The sequence below is a fragment of the Streptomyces sp. SolWspMP-5a-2 genome (genome assembly GCF_900091845.1).
Lineage (GTDB): Bacteria > Actinomycetota > Actinomycetes > Streptomycetales > Streptomycetaceae > Streptomyces > Streptomyces doudnae.
Genome location: NZ_FMCI01000183.1, coordinates 14,695 through 30,681 on the forward strand (window position 1 = coordinate 14,695; position 15,987 = coordinate 30,681).

The 15,987-nt window shown below is 69.8% G+C and carries 7 protein-coding genes; 3 read left to right on the plus strand and 4 right to left on the minus strand.

The features are described from left to right. Nucleotides 1–15: 15 nt before the first annotated feature. On the minus strand, nt 16–1,482 hold the full coding sequence (gene ngcE, locus GA0115242_RS18865; protein WP_093829978.1) for an N-acetylglucosamine/diacetylchitobiose ABC transporter substrate-binding protein: 1,467 nt from the start codon (nt 1,480–1,482) through the stop codon (nt 16–18). A gap of 351 nt (nt 1,483–1,833) precedes the next feature. Between ngcE and GA0115242_RS18870 the strand changes: the two genes are divergently transcribed. Then, the gene (locus tag GA0115242_RS18870; protein WP_176729850.1) at nt 1,834–5,640 is read left to right on the plus strand and encodes a GH92 family glycosyl hydrolase; all 3,807 of its coding nucleotides are present in this window, start codon (nt 1,834–1,836) and stop codon (nt 5,638–5,640) included. Between the two features lie 252 nt (nt 5,641–5,892). On the opposite strand, the gene GA0115242_RS18875 is transcribed toward GA0115242_RS18870, so the two are convergent. The 3 genes from GA0115242_RS18875 to acnA form a co-directional block, all read right to left on the minus strand. Continuing rightward, nucleotides 5,893–9,159: a GH92 family glycosyl hydrolase gene (locus tag GA0115242_RS18875; protein ID WP_093829982.1), complete on the minus strand. Its 3,267-nt coding sequence runs from the start codon at nt 9,157–9,159 to the stop codon at nt 5,893–5,895. A 363-nt stretch (nt 9,160–9,522) separates the two neighbouring features. After that, nucleotides 9,523–10,596: a lytic polysaccharide monooxygenase auxiliary activity family 9 protein gene (locus tag GA0115242_RS18880; protein WP_093829984.1), complete on the minus strand. Its 1,074-nt coding sequence runs from the start codon at nt 10,594–10,596 to the stop codon at nt 9,523–9,525. 324 nt (nt 10,597–10,920) lie between these two features. After that, complete coding sequence (gene acnA, locus GA0115242_RS18885; protein WP_093829986.1) at nt 10,921–13,635, minus strand: aconitate hydratase AcnA; 2,715 nt, start codon at nt 13,633–13,635, stop codon at nt 10,921–10,923. Nucleotides 13,636–14,039: 404 nt separating this feature from the next. Between acnA and GA0115242_RS18890 the strand changes: the two genes are divergently transcribed. Both GA0115242_RS18890 and GA0115242_RS18895 read left to right on the plus strand, forming a co-directional pair. After that, a complete protein-coding gene (locus GA0115242_RS18890) occupies nt 14,040–14,237 on the plus strand; it encodes a DUF4236 domain-containing protein (protein WP_093829988.1) in 198 nt (65 codons plus the stop codon). 192 nt (nt 14,238–14,429) lie between these two features. Then, nucleotides 14,430–15,959: a helix-turn-helix domain-containing protein gene (locus tag GA0115242_RS18895; RefSeq protein WP_093829990.1), complete on the plus strand. Its 1,530-nt coding sequence runs from the start codon at nt 14,430–14,432 to the stop codon at nt 15,957–15,959. Nucleotides 15,960–15,987 lie beyond the last annotated feature (28 nt).

Consider the following 15,987-nt stretch of genomic DNA (forward strand, 5'->3'; position numbering starts at 1 on the left):
GCTTCTCCGGTTCGTTTACTGATGCTTGTAGTGCTTGATGGACGAGTCCTTCGCGGCGGCGTCGGCGAAGCCCTGGATCTTCTTGATGGCCTCGGCCGGGGTGATGCGGCCCGCCATCATCTCGCCGAGACCCGCGACGCCGATCTGCTCCTTCTGCAACTGGACGTACCAGTCCTGGATCCGCGGGTTGACCACGTTGTCGCCGGCCTTCTCCAGCGCCGCCACACCGGACTTGAGGCCCGGGGTGAGGGTGATGCCGTCGGTGCCGCCGTTGTACGCGGTCAGGGACTTGACCTTGCTCGTGAAGTTCTTGGACGACGCCTCACTGAGCATGATCCGCAGCTGCTCCATGCCGCCGGCCGCGTTCTTCCCCTTGGCCGGGACGATGAAGGGTTCGCCGCCCGAGGCCCAGATGGTCCCGAAGGGCATCTTGTCGGAACCGTCGATGCCGGTGGGCGCCGACACGGCGAGGTCGAAGTCCTTGGGGATGACGTTCGCCGACTCGTTCTCCACCCAGGAGCCGTTCGGGATGAACAGCGCCTTGCCCTCGGCCCACGCGGTCTGCGACTGGATGTGGTCGAGTCCCGGGGTGCCCTTGAGGACGTACCCCTTCTTGTACAGCTCGTAGTAGGCGTCGAAGCACGCCTTGACCGCCGGGTGCTTCCAGGCGTTCGGCTCCAGGTTGTCGATGGCGTCGAGCACCTCGCGGCCGCCGACCTTGCCGATCATCGGGTAGAGCGAGAAGGGGAGGTAGTACGGGTACTTGCCCGCGTACGTCCAGCCCGCCATGCCCTTCTTCTTGGCCTTGGCGCAGACCGCGAGCATCTGGTCCCAGGTCTCCGGGTACTGCTCGTCGAGCGAGTCCAGGGCCTTCCGGGAGTACCAGACGCCGTACACGGTGTACGCGTAGTACATGATCCAGACCGGGTCGCCGTCGAGCTGGCCCATCTCGACGATGCCGGGCCGCAGGGTGTCGCGGACCTTCTTGGCCGGGTCGTCGTAGGAGGGCGCGTCCAGCAGCGGGGTGAGGTCGGTGAGCTGGTTCTTGCTCGCCAGGACGCCCATGTCCATCTGCTCGGCGCCGGAGTTGTCGATGAGGTCCGGCGGGGTGCCCTGGTTGAAGCGGGGCTGGAGGGTGGACTGGATCTTCTGGGTGGCGGCGAACTTCACCTTCGCCTTGGGGAAGTCCTTCTCGTAGATCTTGACGGCGTCCTCGGCGTACTCCTTGCCGAAACCGCCGTCGAAGAGGACGAATTCCATCGGGGCGCTGTCATTGACGGCCAGCGGGTTCTTGGCGGTCTTCTTGCCGGCCTTCGCCTTCTCGCCGCCGTTGTCGCCGCCACCGCCGCTGGCACACGCGGACAGAAAACTCATCGCCGGTACGGAAATCAGACCGAGCGCGGCGGACCGCTTGATCAGATCGCGACGGCCGACACCCGAGGTGCCGTCCGCGCCGTTGTTCTCGGCGGAAGTGGATCCCATGCTCAAGTCCTCGCCTTCTCCAGGACTCAGGCGGTGAACCGGATCCTCCCCGGCACCGCGGTCAGGTCAAGCAGGGTCGTACAGGATCCTTACGGATCGGTTGAATCGCCGACAGGTATAGTCCACTTCCCGCCAGCTGAGCAAGATCGAATGCAAGGTTGGCCACCGGTCTTTTCCGAGTTGAGACCTGCCGGAAATATGAGATGCCTGTGACCGCGTTGCCGGAAAAATCCGCGACATACGGCCCGAATGCCCCACCCAACACCCTTGACAGCACAGGCCACTTGACCCACTACTGGTCATTGCGCAGCAAATTGACAACGTTGTCCAGCGCAGGGAGGGTGCTCGCGCATGCAGCATCGCAGAACTCGGCACAGATGGGGTCCGGCGGTCGTTCTCACGGCCGCCTTCGCCTTGGCGGCGGGCTCCCAGGGAGCGGCCGTCGCGCTGCCCGCGAAGGCCAAGGCGCCCGACCGGGAGTTCGCCTCGTCCTTCGAGACGGGTGAGCCGGCGCCGGACTGGCTCAGCACCGTCGACACCGGACCGGGCGGCACCAAGCGCGCCTCGGGCGTCGACGGCGGTTACAGCACCGGCATCCCCGGCAACGTCACCGACCACGTCACGGACGTGCGGGCCAGCGCGGAGAACACCAGCGGCGGCGAGGTGAAGGAGAACCTGGTCGACGGCGAGGCCGGCACCAAGTGGCTGACCTTCGAGTCGACCGGCTGGGTGGAGTTCGACCTCGACAAGCCGGTCAAGGTCGCCACCTACGCGCTCACCTCGGCCAACGACTACGGCGAGCGCGACCCCAAGGACTGGACCCTCAAGGGCTCCGCCGACGGCACCGACTGGAAGACGGTCGACAGCCGCACCGGCGAGAGCTTCTCCGAGCGGTTCCAGACCAAGAAGTACGACCTCGCCGAACCGGCCGAGTACCAGCACTTCCGGCTGGAGATCACCCGCAACAACGGCGCCTCCGGCATCCTGCAACTCGCCGACGTGCAGTTCTCCACCGGCGGTGACGACGCGCCGGTGCCGCAGGACATGCTGACGCTGGTCGACCGGGGCCCGAGCGGCTCGCCGACCGCGAAGGCGGGCGCCGGGTTCACCGGCAAGCGCGCCCTGCGCTACGCCGGACGGCACACCCCCGACGGCCGCGCGTACTCGTACAACAAGGTCTTCGACGTGAACGTGGCCGTGCGCCGCGACACCCGGCTCTCCTACCGGCTCTTCCCGGCGATGGCCGACGGCGACCGCGACTACGACGCCACGAACGTCGCCGTCGACCTGGTCTTCACCGACGGCACCTCGCTGAGCGCGCTGGGCGCCACCGACCAGCACGGGTTCCCGCTGACCCCGCGCGGCCAGGGCGACGCCAAGTCGCTCTACGTCAACCAGTGGAACAACATCGAGTCGTCGATCGGCTCGGTCGCGGCGGGCAAGACCGTCGACCGCGTCCTGCTCGCCTACGACTCCCCCAAGGGCCCGGCCAAGTTCCGGGGCTGGCTGGACGACGTCAAGATCGGACCGGCGCCCGCCGAGCGGCCCGAGGCGCACCTGTCCGACTACGCGCTCACCACCCGCGGCACCAACTCGAGCGGCAGCTTCTCGCGCGGCAACAACTTCCCCGCGACGGCCGTCCCGCACGGGTTCAACTTCTGGACGCCGGTGACCAACGCGTCGACGCTGAGCTGGCTGTACGACTACGCCCGCGCCAACAACGACGACAACCTGCCGACGATCCAGGCGTTCAGCGCCAGCCACGAGCCGAGCCCGTGGATGGGCGACCGGCAGACGTTCCAAGTGATGCCGTCGATCGCCTCGGGCACCCCGGACACCGGGCGCACGGCGCGCGCACTGCCCTTCCGGCACGAGAACGAGACGGCGCGGCCGTACTACTACGGGGTGCGGTTCGAGAACGGTCTCAGGACCGAGATGACGCCGACCGACCACGCGGCGGCGCTGCGCTTCAGCTTCCCCGGCGACGACGCGAGCGTGCTCTTCGACAACGTCACCGACCAGGCGGGGCTGACCCTCGACAAGGAGACCGGGACCTTCACCGGCTACTCGGACGTCAAGTCGGGCCTGTCCACGGGCGCGACCCGGCTGTTCGTGTACGGCACCTTCGACAAGCCGGTCGAGGACGGGTCGTCGAGCGGGGTCAAGGGCTACCTGCGGTTCGACGCGGGCAAGGACCGCACCGTCACCCTGCGCATCGCGACCTCGCTGATCAGCGTCGACCAGGCGAAGGACAACCTGCGCCAGGAGATCCCGGACGGGACCTCCTTCGACAAGGTCAAGCGGCAGGCGCAGCGCGCCTGGGACCGCATCTTCGACCGCGTCGAGGTCGAGGGCGCCACCCGGGACCAGCTGACGACGCTGTACTCCAGCATGTACCGGCTGTACCTGTACCCGAACTCCGGCTTCGAGAAGGTCGGTTCGAAGTACCAGTACGCCTCGCCGTTCCAGCCGATGCCGAGCCAGGACACCCCGACGCACACCGGGGCGAAGATCGTGGACGGCAAGGTGTACGTCAACAACGGCTTCTGGGACACCTATCGGACCACCTGGCCCGCCTACTCGTTCCTGACGCCCTCTCAGGCGGGCGAGATGGTCGACGGGTTCGTGCAGCAGTACAAGGACGGCGGCTGGACCTCGCGCTGGTCCTCCCCCGGCTACGCGGACCTGATGACCGGCACCTCCTCGGACGTGGCGTTCGCGGACGCGTACGTCAAGGGCGTCGACTTCGACGTCAAGGCGGCGTACGACGCGGCCGTGAAGAACGCGACCGTGGTGCCGCCGTCGTCCGGCGTGGGCCGCAAGGGCATGGCGACCTCGCCGTTCCTCGGGTACACCAGCACCGACACCGGTGAGGGCATGTCCTGGGCGATGGAGGGCTACGTCAACGACTACGGCATCGCCAGGATGGGCCAGCGGCTCTACGAGAAGACCGGTCAGAAGCGGTACAAGGAGGAGTCGGAGTACTTCCTCAACCGCGCCCAGGACTACGTGAACCTCTTCGACACCAAGGTCGGCTTCTTCCAGGGCCGCACCGCGAAGGGCGACTGGCGCGTCGGACCCGACGCGTACGACCCCCGGGTCTGGGGCTACGACTACACGGAGACCAACGGCTGGGGCTACGCGTTCACCGCGCCGCAGGACAGCCGGGGCCTGGCCAACCTCTACGGGGGCCGCAGCGGGCTCGCCGACAAGCTCGACGAGTACTTCGCGACGCCCGAGACGGCCACCTCCGAGTTCGCCGGCTCCTACGGCGGGATCATCCACGAGATGACCGAGGCGCGGGACGTGCGGCTCGGCCAGTACGGGCACTCCAACCAGGTCGCCCACCACGTCACCTACATGTACGACGCGGCGGGGCAGCCCTGGAAGACCCAGAAGAACGTGCGCGAGGTGCTGTCGCGGCTCTACACCGGCAGCGAGATCGGGCAGGGCTACCTCGGCGACGAGGACAACGGCGAGCAGTCGGCCTGGTACCTGTTCTCCGCGCTCGGCTTCTACCCGCTGGTGATGGGCGGCGGCGAGTACGCCATCGGCTCCCCGCTGTTCAAGAAGGCCACCGTGCACCTGGAGAACGGCCGCGATCTGGTCGTCAAGGCGCCCCGCAACAGCGCCAGGAACGTGTACGTGCAGGGGCTGAAGGTCAACGGCCGTGCCTGGACGTGCACTTCGCTCCCGCACACGCTCCTGGAGAAGGGCGGGGTGCTGGAGTTCGACATGGGGCCCAAGCCGTCCTCGTGGGGCACGGGCAAGAACGCCGGGCCCAGCTCGATCGCCCAGGACGACAAGGTGCCGACGCCCCGCGCGGACGTGCTGAAGGGCTCCGGGGCGCTGTTCGACGACACCTCGGCCACCGAGGGCGCCGCGACCACCGTGGACCTGCCGGTCCAGGGCCCGGTCAAGGGGCTCCAGTACACCCTGACGTCGTCGAAGGACCACACCAGGGCGCCGACCGGCTGGACCCTCCAGGGTTCGGACGACGGGACCACCTGGAAGACGCTGGACACGCGCTCCGGCCAGTCCTTCGCCTGGGACCGGCAGACCCGCGCGTTCTCCGTGGCGTCCCCGGGCACGTACGCGAAGTACCGTCTGGTGCTCGACGGCGAGTCGGTGCTGTCGGAGGTCGAACTGCTCGCGTGAGCGGGTGAGTCGGACCGGACACGGTGAGGGGGACGCGTCGAACCCGACGCGTCCCCCTTGCCGTGCGCTCCGCGGGCCCATGCTCGTGCCCGTGGTCCTGGGACGCCGGGCCCGTGCCCGTGGACCTGGGACGCCGGGCAGCCGCCGTGGTCCGGGGTGCCGGGAAAGGGGACGGGGGGCGCCCGGGAAAGGGGACGGGGGGCGCGATCCGCGCCCCCCGTCAACTCACGTACCGGATGCTGCCGTTGGACGTCAGCCGACGGCCAGCGTGAAGACGTGCAGGTCGGTGTTCTTCGGCAGGGTCACCGCGGCGATCTTCTTCCCGTCGGGTGCGCCGAACGGCTCGGTGGCGAAGACGTAGGTGGCCACCGGGTCCTTGTCGGCGCCCGCGACGTTGCGGTACGCGGCCTTGGCGACGGTCGTGTTGCCGTACTGGACGGTCCCTCCCCCGCCGCCGACGGTCCAGTCGGTGAAGGAGAGGTCGACGGCGTCGGTGGTGCCGTCGGTGTAGGTGACGGTGGCCGAGGCCCGCTGGTTGCCGTTGACCGCGCTGCCGACCGCCGACAGCCGGGTGACGGGCTCCGCGAGCCGGACGGTCTGCCCGGCGGCGGAGACGTTGTCGGGCCGCCCCGCGGGCGAGTCCGGCCAGGTGAAGGCGAGTCCGTCGACCGTGCCCCGCCCGCCCGGGGTGAGCCCGGCCGCCGCGAGGGCCTGGCGGGAGTAGCTCCAGCCGCCGCCGTCGTAGTCGGCCTCGTCGTGCTCGCCGGTGTCGTCCGAGACCCCGGTGTTGTCGTAGGCGGCCAGCAGGGTGCCGGGCGCGGCGACGGTGAGGGAGACGGGCTGCCGGTAGGAGTCACCGCCCGAGGTGACGGTCACCACGGCGTCGTAGAAGCCCTGGCGGGCGTCGTCGGCCGCGGTGAGCGTGATGCGCCGGGCGCCGTCGGTGACGGTGCCCTCCGCCGGTTCCGCGCGCACGCCGTCCGGCGTCTCGACGGAGAAGCGGACCTCGGGGCCCGCGCCGCCGCTCAGCGAGAGCGCCCGCACGTCGATGGTGGTGCTGCCGCCGGGCGCGAGGGTCGCGGCGGTCGGTCCCACGCCGATCTGGTAGGGCTGCTCGCCCTCCCGGAACGACGGCGGAGCCTGCCCGGTGCCCCAGTCGCGGTCGGGGGTCGTGGAGAGCGTGTAGTCCAGCCGGCCGCCGTCCCGCACGAACGACGCGGGCAGCCACGAGCGGTCGCTGGTGCGGCCGTCGACCTTCAGCGACCTGATGTAGGGGGCGTCGGCGGCGGCCCCGGTGGCGCGCACGGAGATGTCGTTGCCGTCGGGGCGGGAGATCTCCACGCGCGGGAACAGCGGTGAGGCCAGGACGAGTTCGGCCCTGGAGGGCACCTGCGGGTACATGCCGAGCGCGGAGAAGACGTACCAGGACGACATGGCGCCGAGGTCGTCGTTGCCGGGGATGCCGCCGGGCGCGGTCGACCAGAGCTGGCGCATCGCGGCCCGGACGGTCTCCTGCGTCTTGTACGGGGCGCCCGCGTAGTCGTACAGGTAGGGCACGTTGGTCGAGGGCTCGTTGTCCAGCTCGGACTTGTCACCGCCGCTGCCGGTGAACGCCCAGCTCCCGTCGTCCTCGTGGAAGAAGGAGTCGAGCCGCGCGAGCGCCTTGTCCCGTCCGCCCATGGCGGCGAAGAGACCGGCGGGGTTGTGCTGCACCATCCAGGTGTACTGGGCGGCGGTGCCCTCCACGAACCCGTTGCCGGTGCCCGGTGTGAACCCGGTGACCCAACTGCCGTCCGCCTTGCGGTTGGCGATGTAGCCGCCGCTGGGGTCGGCGGCGGTGTTGAAGTTGTTCTGCCACCACTGGGCGCGCTCGGCGAAGCGGGCCGCGGTGTCCTTGCGGCCCGCGGCGGCGGCGAGCTGGGAGAGCGAGAAGTCGGCGGTGGACATCTCCAGCGTCTCGGCGGCGCCGCCCCAGGCGTTGGAGACGGACGGCATGTAGTGCGCCTTCAGGTACTTGTCGAGCGAGGGCCGCTGCCCCACCGACAGCACGGGCTTGCCTGCGGACGACAGGTCCTGCTCGGTCGGCACGGTGGCCGCCTTCACCAGCGAGTCCAGCGCCCCGCGCAGATCGAATCCGGTCCCGCCGAAGGCGCGGATACCGGCGAGCGCGGTGGGCGAGGGGTCGCCGTTCATGACGTGCGTGCCGCTCGCCCCGTGCAGCCAGCGGTCCCAGATCCCGCCGTTCTGCCGGGCGAGTTCGTAGAGCGACTGGGCGACGTCGGAGCCGACCTCCGGGTCGAGCAGCGTCACCAGTTGCACCTGGGAGCGGTAGACGTCCCAGCCGGAGAAGGTGCCGTACTGGGCCTGCTGCCGCCGTCCGACGCGGTGCACCTGGTCGTCGCTGCCGCGGTAGCGTCCGTCGGCGTCGCTGATCACGTTGGGGTGCAGCAGCGCGTGGTACAGGGCGGTGTAGAAGACGGTGCGGTCGTCCGCCTCGCCGCCGCCGACGCGCACCGCGCCCAGCCGCTCGCGCCAGGCCCGCCGGGCGGCGTCGCGCACCGCCTCGAAGGAGCGCCGGGCGGGGTTCTCGGCCGCGAGGTTGGCGGAGGCGGCGGCCTGACTGACGTACGAGATACCGACCTTGACGTTGACGGCGTCGGTTCCGGGGGCGAACCGGACGTATCCGCCCGCCCCCTTGCCCGCCACCGGCCGCCCGCCGCTGCCGAAGCCCCCGGTCCCGCCGGATCCGTGCGCCGAACCGGCGTCCAGCGTGCCGTCCTTCCAGGTGCCGTTGGCGGTGAAGTCGCGGTCGAAGCGGGCGGTGAAGTACAGCGTGTAGTAGCTGCGCTGCCCCTCCGGGTCGAGGTAGCCGCAGAAGTTCCCCGAGGTGACGGAGCCCGAGACGGTCCGGGTCGCCGGGTCGATGGTGATCGACGAATCGGCCGAGCCGACCTCGGAGTTGGCGGTGCGCACCAGCATCGAGGCGGGCTTGTCCGCGGGGAAGGTGAAACGCCCGGAGCCGGTGCGCGCGGTGGCGGTGAGGTCGGCGGTCACCCCGGAGGCGAGGCCGACCTTGTAGTGGCCGGGCTCGGCGGTCTCGTCGTCGTGGCTGAAGTCGGAGGCGTAGACGGCGTCCTTGGTGTCCGCGGCGGGCGAGGAGGTGACGTCACCCGCGTACGGGAAGAACGGGATGTCACCGCTGCCGCCCGCGCACCCGGTGCCGGACATGTGCGTGAGGCTGAAGCCGCGGATGCGGGTGGCGTCGTAGTGGTAGCCGCCGGGCGCGGCGGTTCTGGTGGCGTCGCCGCGGGTGTTCTCGGGGCTCCAGGAGAGCATGCCGAAGGGCACGACGGCGCCCGGGAAGACGTCGCCGCCGTTCGAGGTGCCGATGAGCGGGTCGACGTAGGGGGTCGGGTCGCCGACGAGGCCGGGGGGCGCCGCGCCGGCCGCGACGGCCGGGGTGGCACCGCCGACCGCGAGAGCGGCGGCGAGCAGCAGGGACATGGGACGGAAACGCATGACGCGGCCCCTCCTCCTTCGGACGGGTCGCGCACCACAGGTCGCACAAGCCGCAGGGACAGTAGCGTGCGCCACGCTTACCACGGAAGACCGCGTCCCCGACCCGGCCGCCACACCGGGTCACCCGGACAGCGCAAGCCCCCAACTCTCTTGACATCGTTGTCCGTTGCCACGGTATGGTGCATCGCCAGACATCAGACAACGTTGTCGCACCGCACCGAGCCCAAGCCACCCCACACTCCTCCCCTCCCCCTCCCCGCGCCCCTCCCCCCACTCCCCATGCACCGGTCGGCCCCTCACCCCCCTTGGGCCGACCGGCCGCGGACCCGGTGGCCCACGACCACCGGGTCCGCTCCTTCTCGGTCAACCGACCTGACAGGGCAGGCTGGTGGCGGTGTCACCGCCGTCGCCCGAGACGACGTAGCCGAACGTCGCCGTGGCCCCGGGCGCCAACGAGCCGTTCCAGTCGGCGTTGTGGACCATCACCCCCTGGCCCGCGTAGGTGGCGTTGCCGTTCCAGAGGCTGTTGACGGACTGGCCGCCGGGCAGGTTCCAGTTGACCATCCACCCCAGCATCGGGACGTCACCGCTGTTGGTGACGGTGACCTCGGACTGGTAGCCGCCGCTCCAGGTCCCGGTGGTCCGGCGGCTGGCCGTGCACTTGCCGGGCACCGGCTCGCTGGGGTTGCCCGGGTCGTGGATGCCCGTCACCTCGCCGTTGCCGCCGTCGAAGACGACGTCGGAGCAGGAGTAGAAGGTCTCCGCGCTGTCCGAGCGCTGCCACACCATGTAGATGATGTGCCGCCCCGACTTCCCGGCCGGAAGCTTCCCGCTCCACGCGTAGTTGGCCTCGACCGTGCCCGGGGTGCCGTTGAGCGGCGGGTGGTCGACGCTCAGGAACGGGGTGCTCTCCATGTCGTTCCAGGTGAGCGTCTTCGTGGGGTCGAAGCCGTCCTTGGTGATGTAGACGTAGAACCAACCCGGGTGCGCGGCCCAGGCGTTGTAGGAGAAGTCGACGGTCGAACCCGAGGTGAGGTGGGTCAGCGGCCAGTCGCCGCGCGGCAGGTTGAACCCGGTGAAGTTGGTGTTCCCGCCACTGCACAGCTCGCCGTCGGGCACGAAGCCGCGGGTGCGGCCGGCGCCGTCGGAACGCAGTACGGAGAACCAGTTGTAGAACGGGGTCGTCCCGCTGACCTGCTGGGCGGCCCGGCAGGCGGGGTTGACGGGCTTGATCTCACCGGTGGAGGTGAGCCCGTCCTGCCAGCACAGGAAGGTCCGGCTGGCGGGCTTCATGGGCGTACCGTGCGCCTCGGCCCGGCCGCCCGTCGACAGCACGAGCCCCAGGGCGGGGACGGTCGCGAGCAACGAGACCAGCACGAGCAGCAGCGCTCTGGCGCGCGTGGGGAACGCCCTGGATGACACTTTAACCATGCTCATGTCACATAACTTCCTTCACGTACGGCGGTGTGGGGTGCGTACGGGGTGAGCGGGGCGGGACCGCCCGCGGCGCCGACGGGTTCCGGTCCATCGACATGGGAGCGCTCCCACCCCACCTGCTGGCGAAGCTAGCGCCGCGGCCCGTACTTGTAAACGCTTCCCCCGGCCACACCGCGGTCCGCCCGCGCGGCGCGCCCTCGGCCCCCGCGCGCGGAAGCCGCCGTCCAGGAGCACACACGACGAGGGCCGCACCCCCGGAAAGGGGGCACGGCCCTCAACGCCCTTGCGCCACAGCCCGGCTGACGGGCAGTGACCAGGGCTCGGCTACTTGCGGATCAGGCTGCGCAGCACGTACTGCATGATGCCGCCGTTGCGGTAGTAGTCGGCCTCACCCGGGGTGTCGATGCGGACGACGGCGTCGAAGTCGACGCCCGTGTCGGTGGTGACCTTGACGGTCCGCGGGGTGGTGCCGTTGTTCAGCTCCTCGACGCCGGTGAAGGAGAAGGTCTCCTCGCCGGTGAGACCGAGGGACTGCGCGGACTGGCCCTCGGGGAACTGGAGCGGCAGCACGCCCATGCCGATGAGGTTCGAGCGGTGGATGCGCTCGTACGACTCGGCGATGACGGCCTTCACGCCGAGCAGCGCGGTGCCCTTGGCGGCCCAGTCGCGGGATGAGCCGGAGCCGTACTCCTTGCCCGCGAGGACGACCAGCGGGATGCCCTGGTCGATGTAGTTGCGGGAGGCGTCGTAGATGAACGAGACCGGCGCGCCGTCCACGGTGAAGTCGCGGGTGTAGCCGCCCTCCGTGCCGGGCGCGATCTGGTTGCGCAGCCGGATGTTGGCGAACGTGCCGCGGATCATGACCTCGTGGTTGCCCCGGCGCGAGCCGTAGGAGTTGAAGTCACGACGCTCCACACCGTGCTCGGTGAGGTACGTGCCGGCCGGGGTGTCGGCCTTGATCGCACCGGCCGGGGAGATGTGGTCGGTGGTGACCGAGTCGCCCAGCTTGGCGAGGACGCGGGCGCCTGCGATGTCGGAGACCGGGGTGGTCTCCATCGTCATGCCCTCGAAGTACGGGGGCTTGCGCACGTAGGTGGACTGCGGGTCCCACTCGAAGGTGTTGCCGGTGGGGATGGGCAGCGACTGCCACTGGGCGTCGCCCGCGAAGACGTCCTGGTAGGACTTGTTGAACATGTCCTCGCCGATCGCGTTGGCGACGACGTCGTTGACCTCGGCCTCGGTCGGCCAGACGTCGGCCAGGAAGACCGGCTTGCCGTCCTGGTCGGTGCCGAGCGCGTCACGCGTGATGTCGACCTTCATCGAACCGGCGAGCGCGTAGGCGACGACCAGCGGCGGGGACGCCAGGTAGTTCATCTTGACGTCGGGGTTGATCCGGCCCTCGAAGTTGCGGTTGCCGGAGAGGACCGACGTCACGGCCAGGTCGTGGTCGTTGACGGCCTTGGAGACCTCCTCCGGCAGCGGGCCGGAGTTGCCGATGCAGGTGGTGCAGCCGTAGCCGACGAGGTTGAAGCCGACCTTGTCGAGGTACGGGGTGAGGCCCGCCTTGTCGAAGTAGTCGGTGACGACCTTGGAGCCGGGGGCGAGGGTGGTCTTGACCCAGGGCTTGCGGGTCAGGCCCTTCTCCACGGCCTTCTTCGCGACGAGCGCGGCGGCGACCATGACGTACGGGTTCGACGTGTTGGTGCAGGAGGTGATGGCCGCGACCGTCACCGCGCCGTGGTCCAGCTCGTAGGTGGTGCCGTCGGGGGCGGTCACCACGACCGGGTTGGACGGGACGCCGTTGGTGGTGGCGGGGGCGTCGGAGGCCGGGAAGGACTCCTTGCCCGCCTCGTCGGCGGTGTCGACGTAGTTGCGGACGTCGAGCGCGAACTGCTGCGAGGCGTTGGCGAGGACGATGCGGTCCTGCGGGCGCTTCGGACCGGCGATCGAGGGGACGACCGTGGAGAGGTCCAGCTCCAGCTTCTCGGAGAAGTCGGGCTCGGCCTTCGGGTCGAGCCAGAGGCCCTGCTCCTTGGCGTACGCCTCGACGAGCGCGACCTGCTGGTCCGAACGGCCGGTCAGGCGCAGGTACTTGAGGGTCTCGTCGTCGATCGGGAAGATCGCGGCGGTGGAGCCGAACTCCGGCGACATGTTGCCGATGGTGGCGCGGTTGGCGAGGCTGGTGGCCGCGACGCCCTCGCCGTAGAACTCGACGAACTTGCCGACGACGCCGTGCTTGCGCAGCATCTCGGTGATGGTGAGCACGAGGTCGGTGGCGGTGGTGCCGGGCTTCAGCTCACCGGTGAGCTTGAAGCCGACGACGCGCGGGATGAGCATGGAGACCGGCTGACCGAGCATCGCGGCCTCGGCCTCGATGCCGCCGACGCCCCAGCCGAGGACGCCGAGCCCGTTGACCATGGTGGTGTGGGAGTCGGTGCCGACGAGGGTGTCGGGGTACGCCTGCCCGCCGCGCACCATGACCGCGCGGGCGAGGTGCTCGATGTTGACCTGGTGGACGATGCCGGTGCCCGGCGGGACGACCTTGAACTCGTCGAACGCGGTCTGGCCCCAGCGCAGGAACTGGTAGCGCTCGCGGTTGCGGCCGTACTCCAGCTCGACGTTCTGCGAGAACGCCTCGTGGGTGCCGAACTTGTCGGCGATGACGGAGTGGTCGATGACCAGCTCGGCCGGCGCCAGCGGGTTGATCTTCGCCGCGTCGCCACCCAGCTCCTTGACGGCCTCGCGCATGGTGGCGAGGTCGACGACGCAGGGCACGCCGGTGAAGTCCTGCATGATCACGCGGGCGGGCGTGAACTGGATCTCCTGGCTGGGCTGGGCCTGGGAGTCCCAGCCGCCGAGGGCACGGATGTGGTCGGCCGTGATGTTCGCGCCGTCCTCCGTGCGGAGCAGGTTCTCCAGCAGCACCTTCAGGCTGTACGGAAGGCGAGCCGAGCCTTCCACCTTGTCCAGCCGGAAGATCTCGTACGACTCGTCGCCCACCTGCAGCGTGCTGCGGGCGTCGAAGCTGTTCGCCGACACGACAGTCTCCTTCATTGATGTGCGCGTACCACCACGATCCTGCCGCCCCGGCGTCTTGGCCGATCCGCTAAGGTAAGGCTAAGTTAGGTAAGCCTTACCGGGTGGGCGGCTGCGGTACCCCTCGGCAGATATCTCGATGTCGAGATAACTCTAGTACATGGGGCCGGGATGGTCATGCCCGCCCCGGCTGTGGCGTGCGCCGCTTCTTCCCGCGCGCCCCCGTGACACGCCTCCGCGCGCCCTCGTGACACGCCTCCGCGCGCCGGACCACGATCCCCGGCGAGCGCGGGGCCACAGGACCGCGGAAGCGCCCTGGACCCGTCGTTCATCGGCAGCCATCGGTGGCCGAAGTCGGGGTATCCGGAGGGGGCCAGGAACAACAGGCCCACCAGAAGGAGCCGTCCGTGCCTCTGACGTTCCGCAAGAGTTTCCAGATCCTGCCCGGCGTGCGGCTGAACATCAACAAGCGCTCGTGGTCCATCACCTCGGGCGGCAAGAAGGGCCCGCGCTTCACCCACAGCAGCACCGGCCGCCGGACGACGTCGATGGACCTGCCGGGCCCGTTCGGCTGGCGGCGGACCACCAAGTCGCGCGACAAGTGACGGGGAGACCGGCTGGGCGGAGGGAGAAGCCCGCCCAGCCGCCCCACCCCGCGGGGCCCGCGTCGGCCACCCCCTCCCCCACCTCGGCCCCCTGGGCCTCGCCCGCGCCGTCCGCCTGACAGGACGTCACCCGGTTCACCCGAATGGCCCCCTCGGCGAGCGCCATCTCATATCTGAGATAACCTCGGCCTCATGGCAGACGACTACCTCGTACGCATCGGCAAGCTCATCCGTGACGCCCGCCAACACCGTGGCTGGACACAGACGCAGCTCGCGGACGCGCTCGGCACCAGCCAGAGCGCCGTCAACCGCATCGAGCGCGGCAACCAGAACATCAGCCTTGAGATGATCGCCCGAATCGGTGAAGCCCTGGACAGCGAGATCGTGTCGCTGGGATACGCGGGCCCGATGCATCTGCGGGTGGTGGGCCGCCGCCGTCTGTCCGGCGCCATCGACGTCAAGACGAGCAAGAACGCGTGCGTGGCGCTGCTCTGCGCGTCGCTCCTCAACAAGGGCCGTACGGTGCTGCGCCGGGTCGCCCGGATCGAGGAGGTGTACCGCCTGCTGGAGGTGCTCAACTCGATCGGCGTGCGCACCCGTTGGATCAACGACGGCGTCGACCTTGAGCTGGTGCCGCCCGCCGAGATCGACATGAACGCGATCGACGCCGAGGCGGCCGTGCGGACGCGGTCGATCATCATGTTCCTCGGCCCGCTGCTGCACCGCATGGACCGCTTCAGGCTCCCGTACGCGGGCGGCTGCGACCTCGGCACCCGCACCATCGAGCCGCACATGATCGCGCTGCGCCGGTTCGGACTGGACGTCGCCGCCACCGAGGGCCACTACCACGCGACGGTCAACCACTCGGTCCGCCCCGACCGCCCGATCGTGCTGACCGAGCGCGGCGACACCGTGACCGAGAACGCCCTGCTGGCCGCCGCCCGGCACGCCGGGGTGACCGTCATCCGCAACGCGTCCTCCAACTACATGGTCCAGGACCTGTGTTTCTTCCTGGAGGCGCTGGGCGTCCGGGTCGAGGGCATCGGCTCGACGACGCTGACCGTGCACGGCGTCGCGAACATCGACACCGACGTGGACTACTCCCCCTCCGAGGACCCGGTCGAGGCGATGAGCCTGCTGGCCGCCGCGGTGGTCACGGAGTCGGAGCTGACGGTGCGCCGGGTGCCGATCGAGTTCCTGGAGATCGAGCTGGCGGTCCTGGAGGAGATGGGCCTCGACCACGACCGGACGCCCGAGTACGTCGCCGACAACGGCCGCACCCGGCTGGTGGACCTCACGGTCCGGCCCTCGAAGCTGGAGGCGCCGATCGACAAGATCCACCCGATGCCGTTCCCCGGCCTGAACATCGACAACGTCCCGTTCTTCGCGGCGATCGCGGCCGTGGCGCAGGGCAAGACGCTGATCCACGACTGGGTCTACGACAACCGGGCGATCTACCTCACCGACCTCAACCGCCTGGGCGGCCGCCTCCAACTCCTGGACCCGCACCGCGTGTTGGTGGAGGGCCCGACCCGCTGGCGGGCGGCGGAGATGATGTGCCCGCCCGCCCTGCGCCCCGCGGTGGTCGTCCTCCTGGCGATGATGGCGGCGGAGGGCACGTCGGTCCTGCGCAACGTGTACGTCATCAACCGGGGTTACGAGGACCTGGCGGAGCGGCTGAACTCGGTGGGGGCGCAGATCGAGATCTTCAGGGACATCTGACCCGGTCGCCCGCGGGATCAAGCACCAG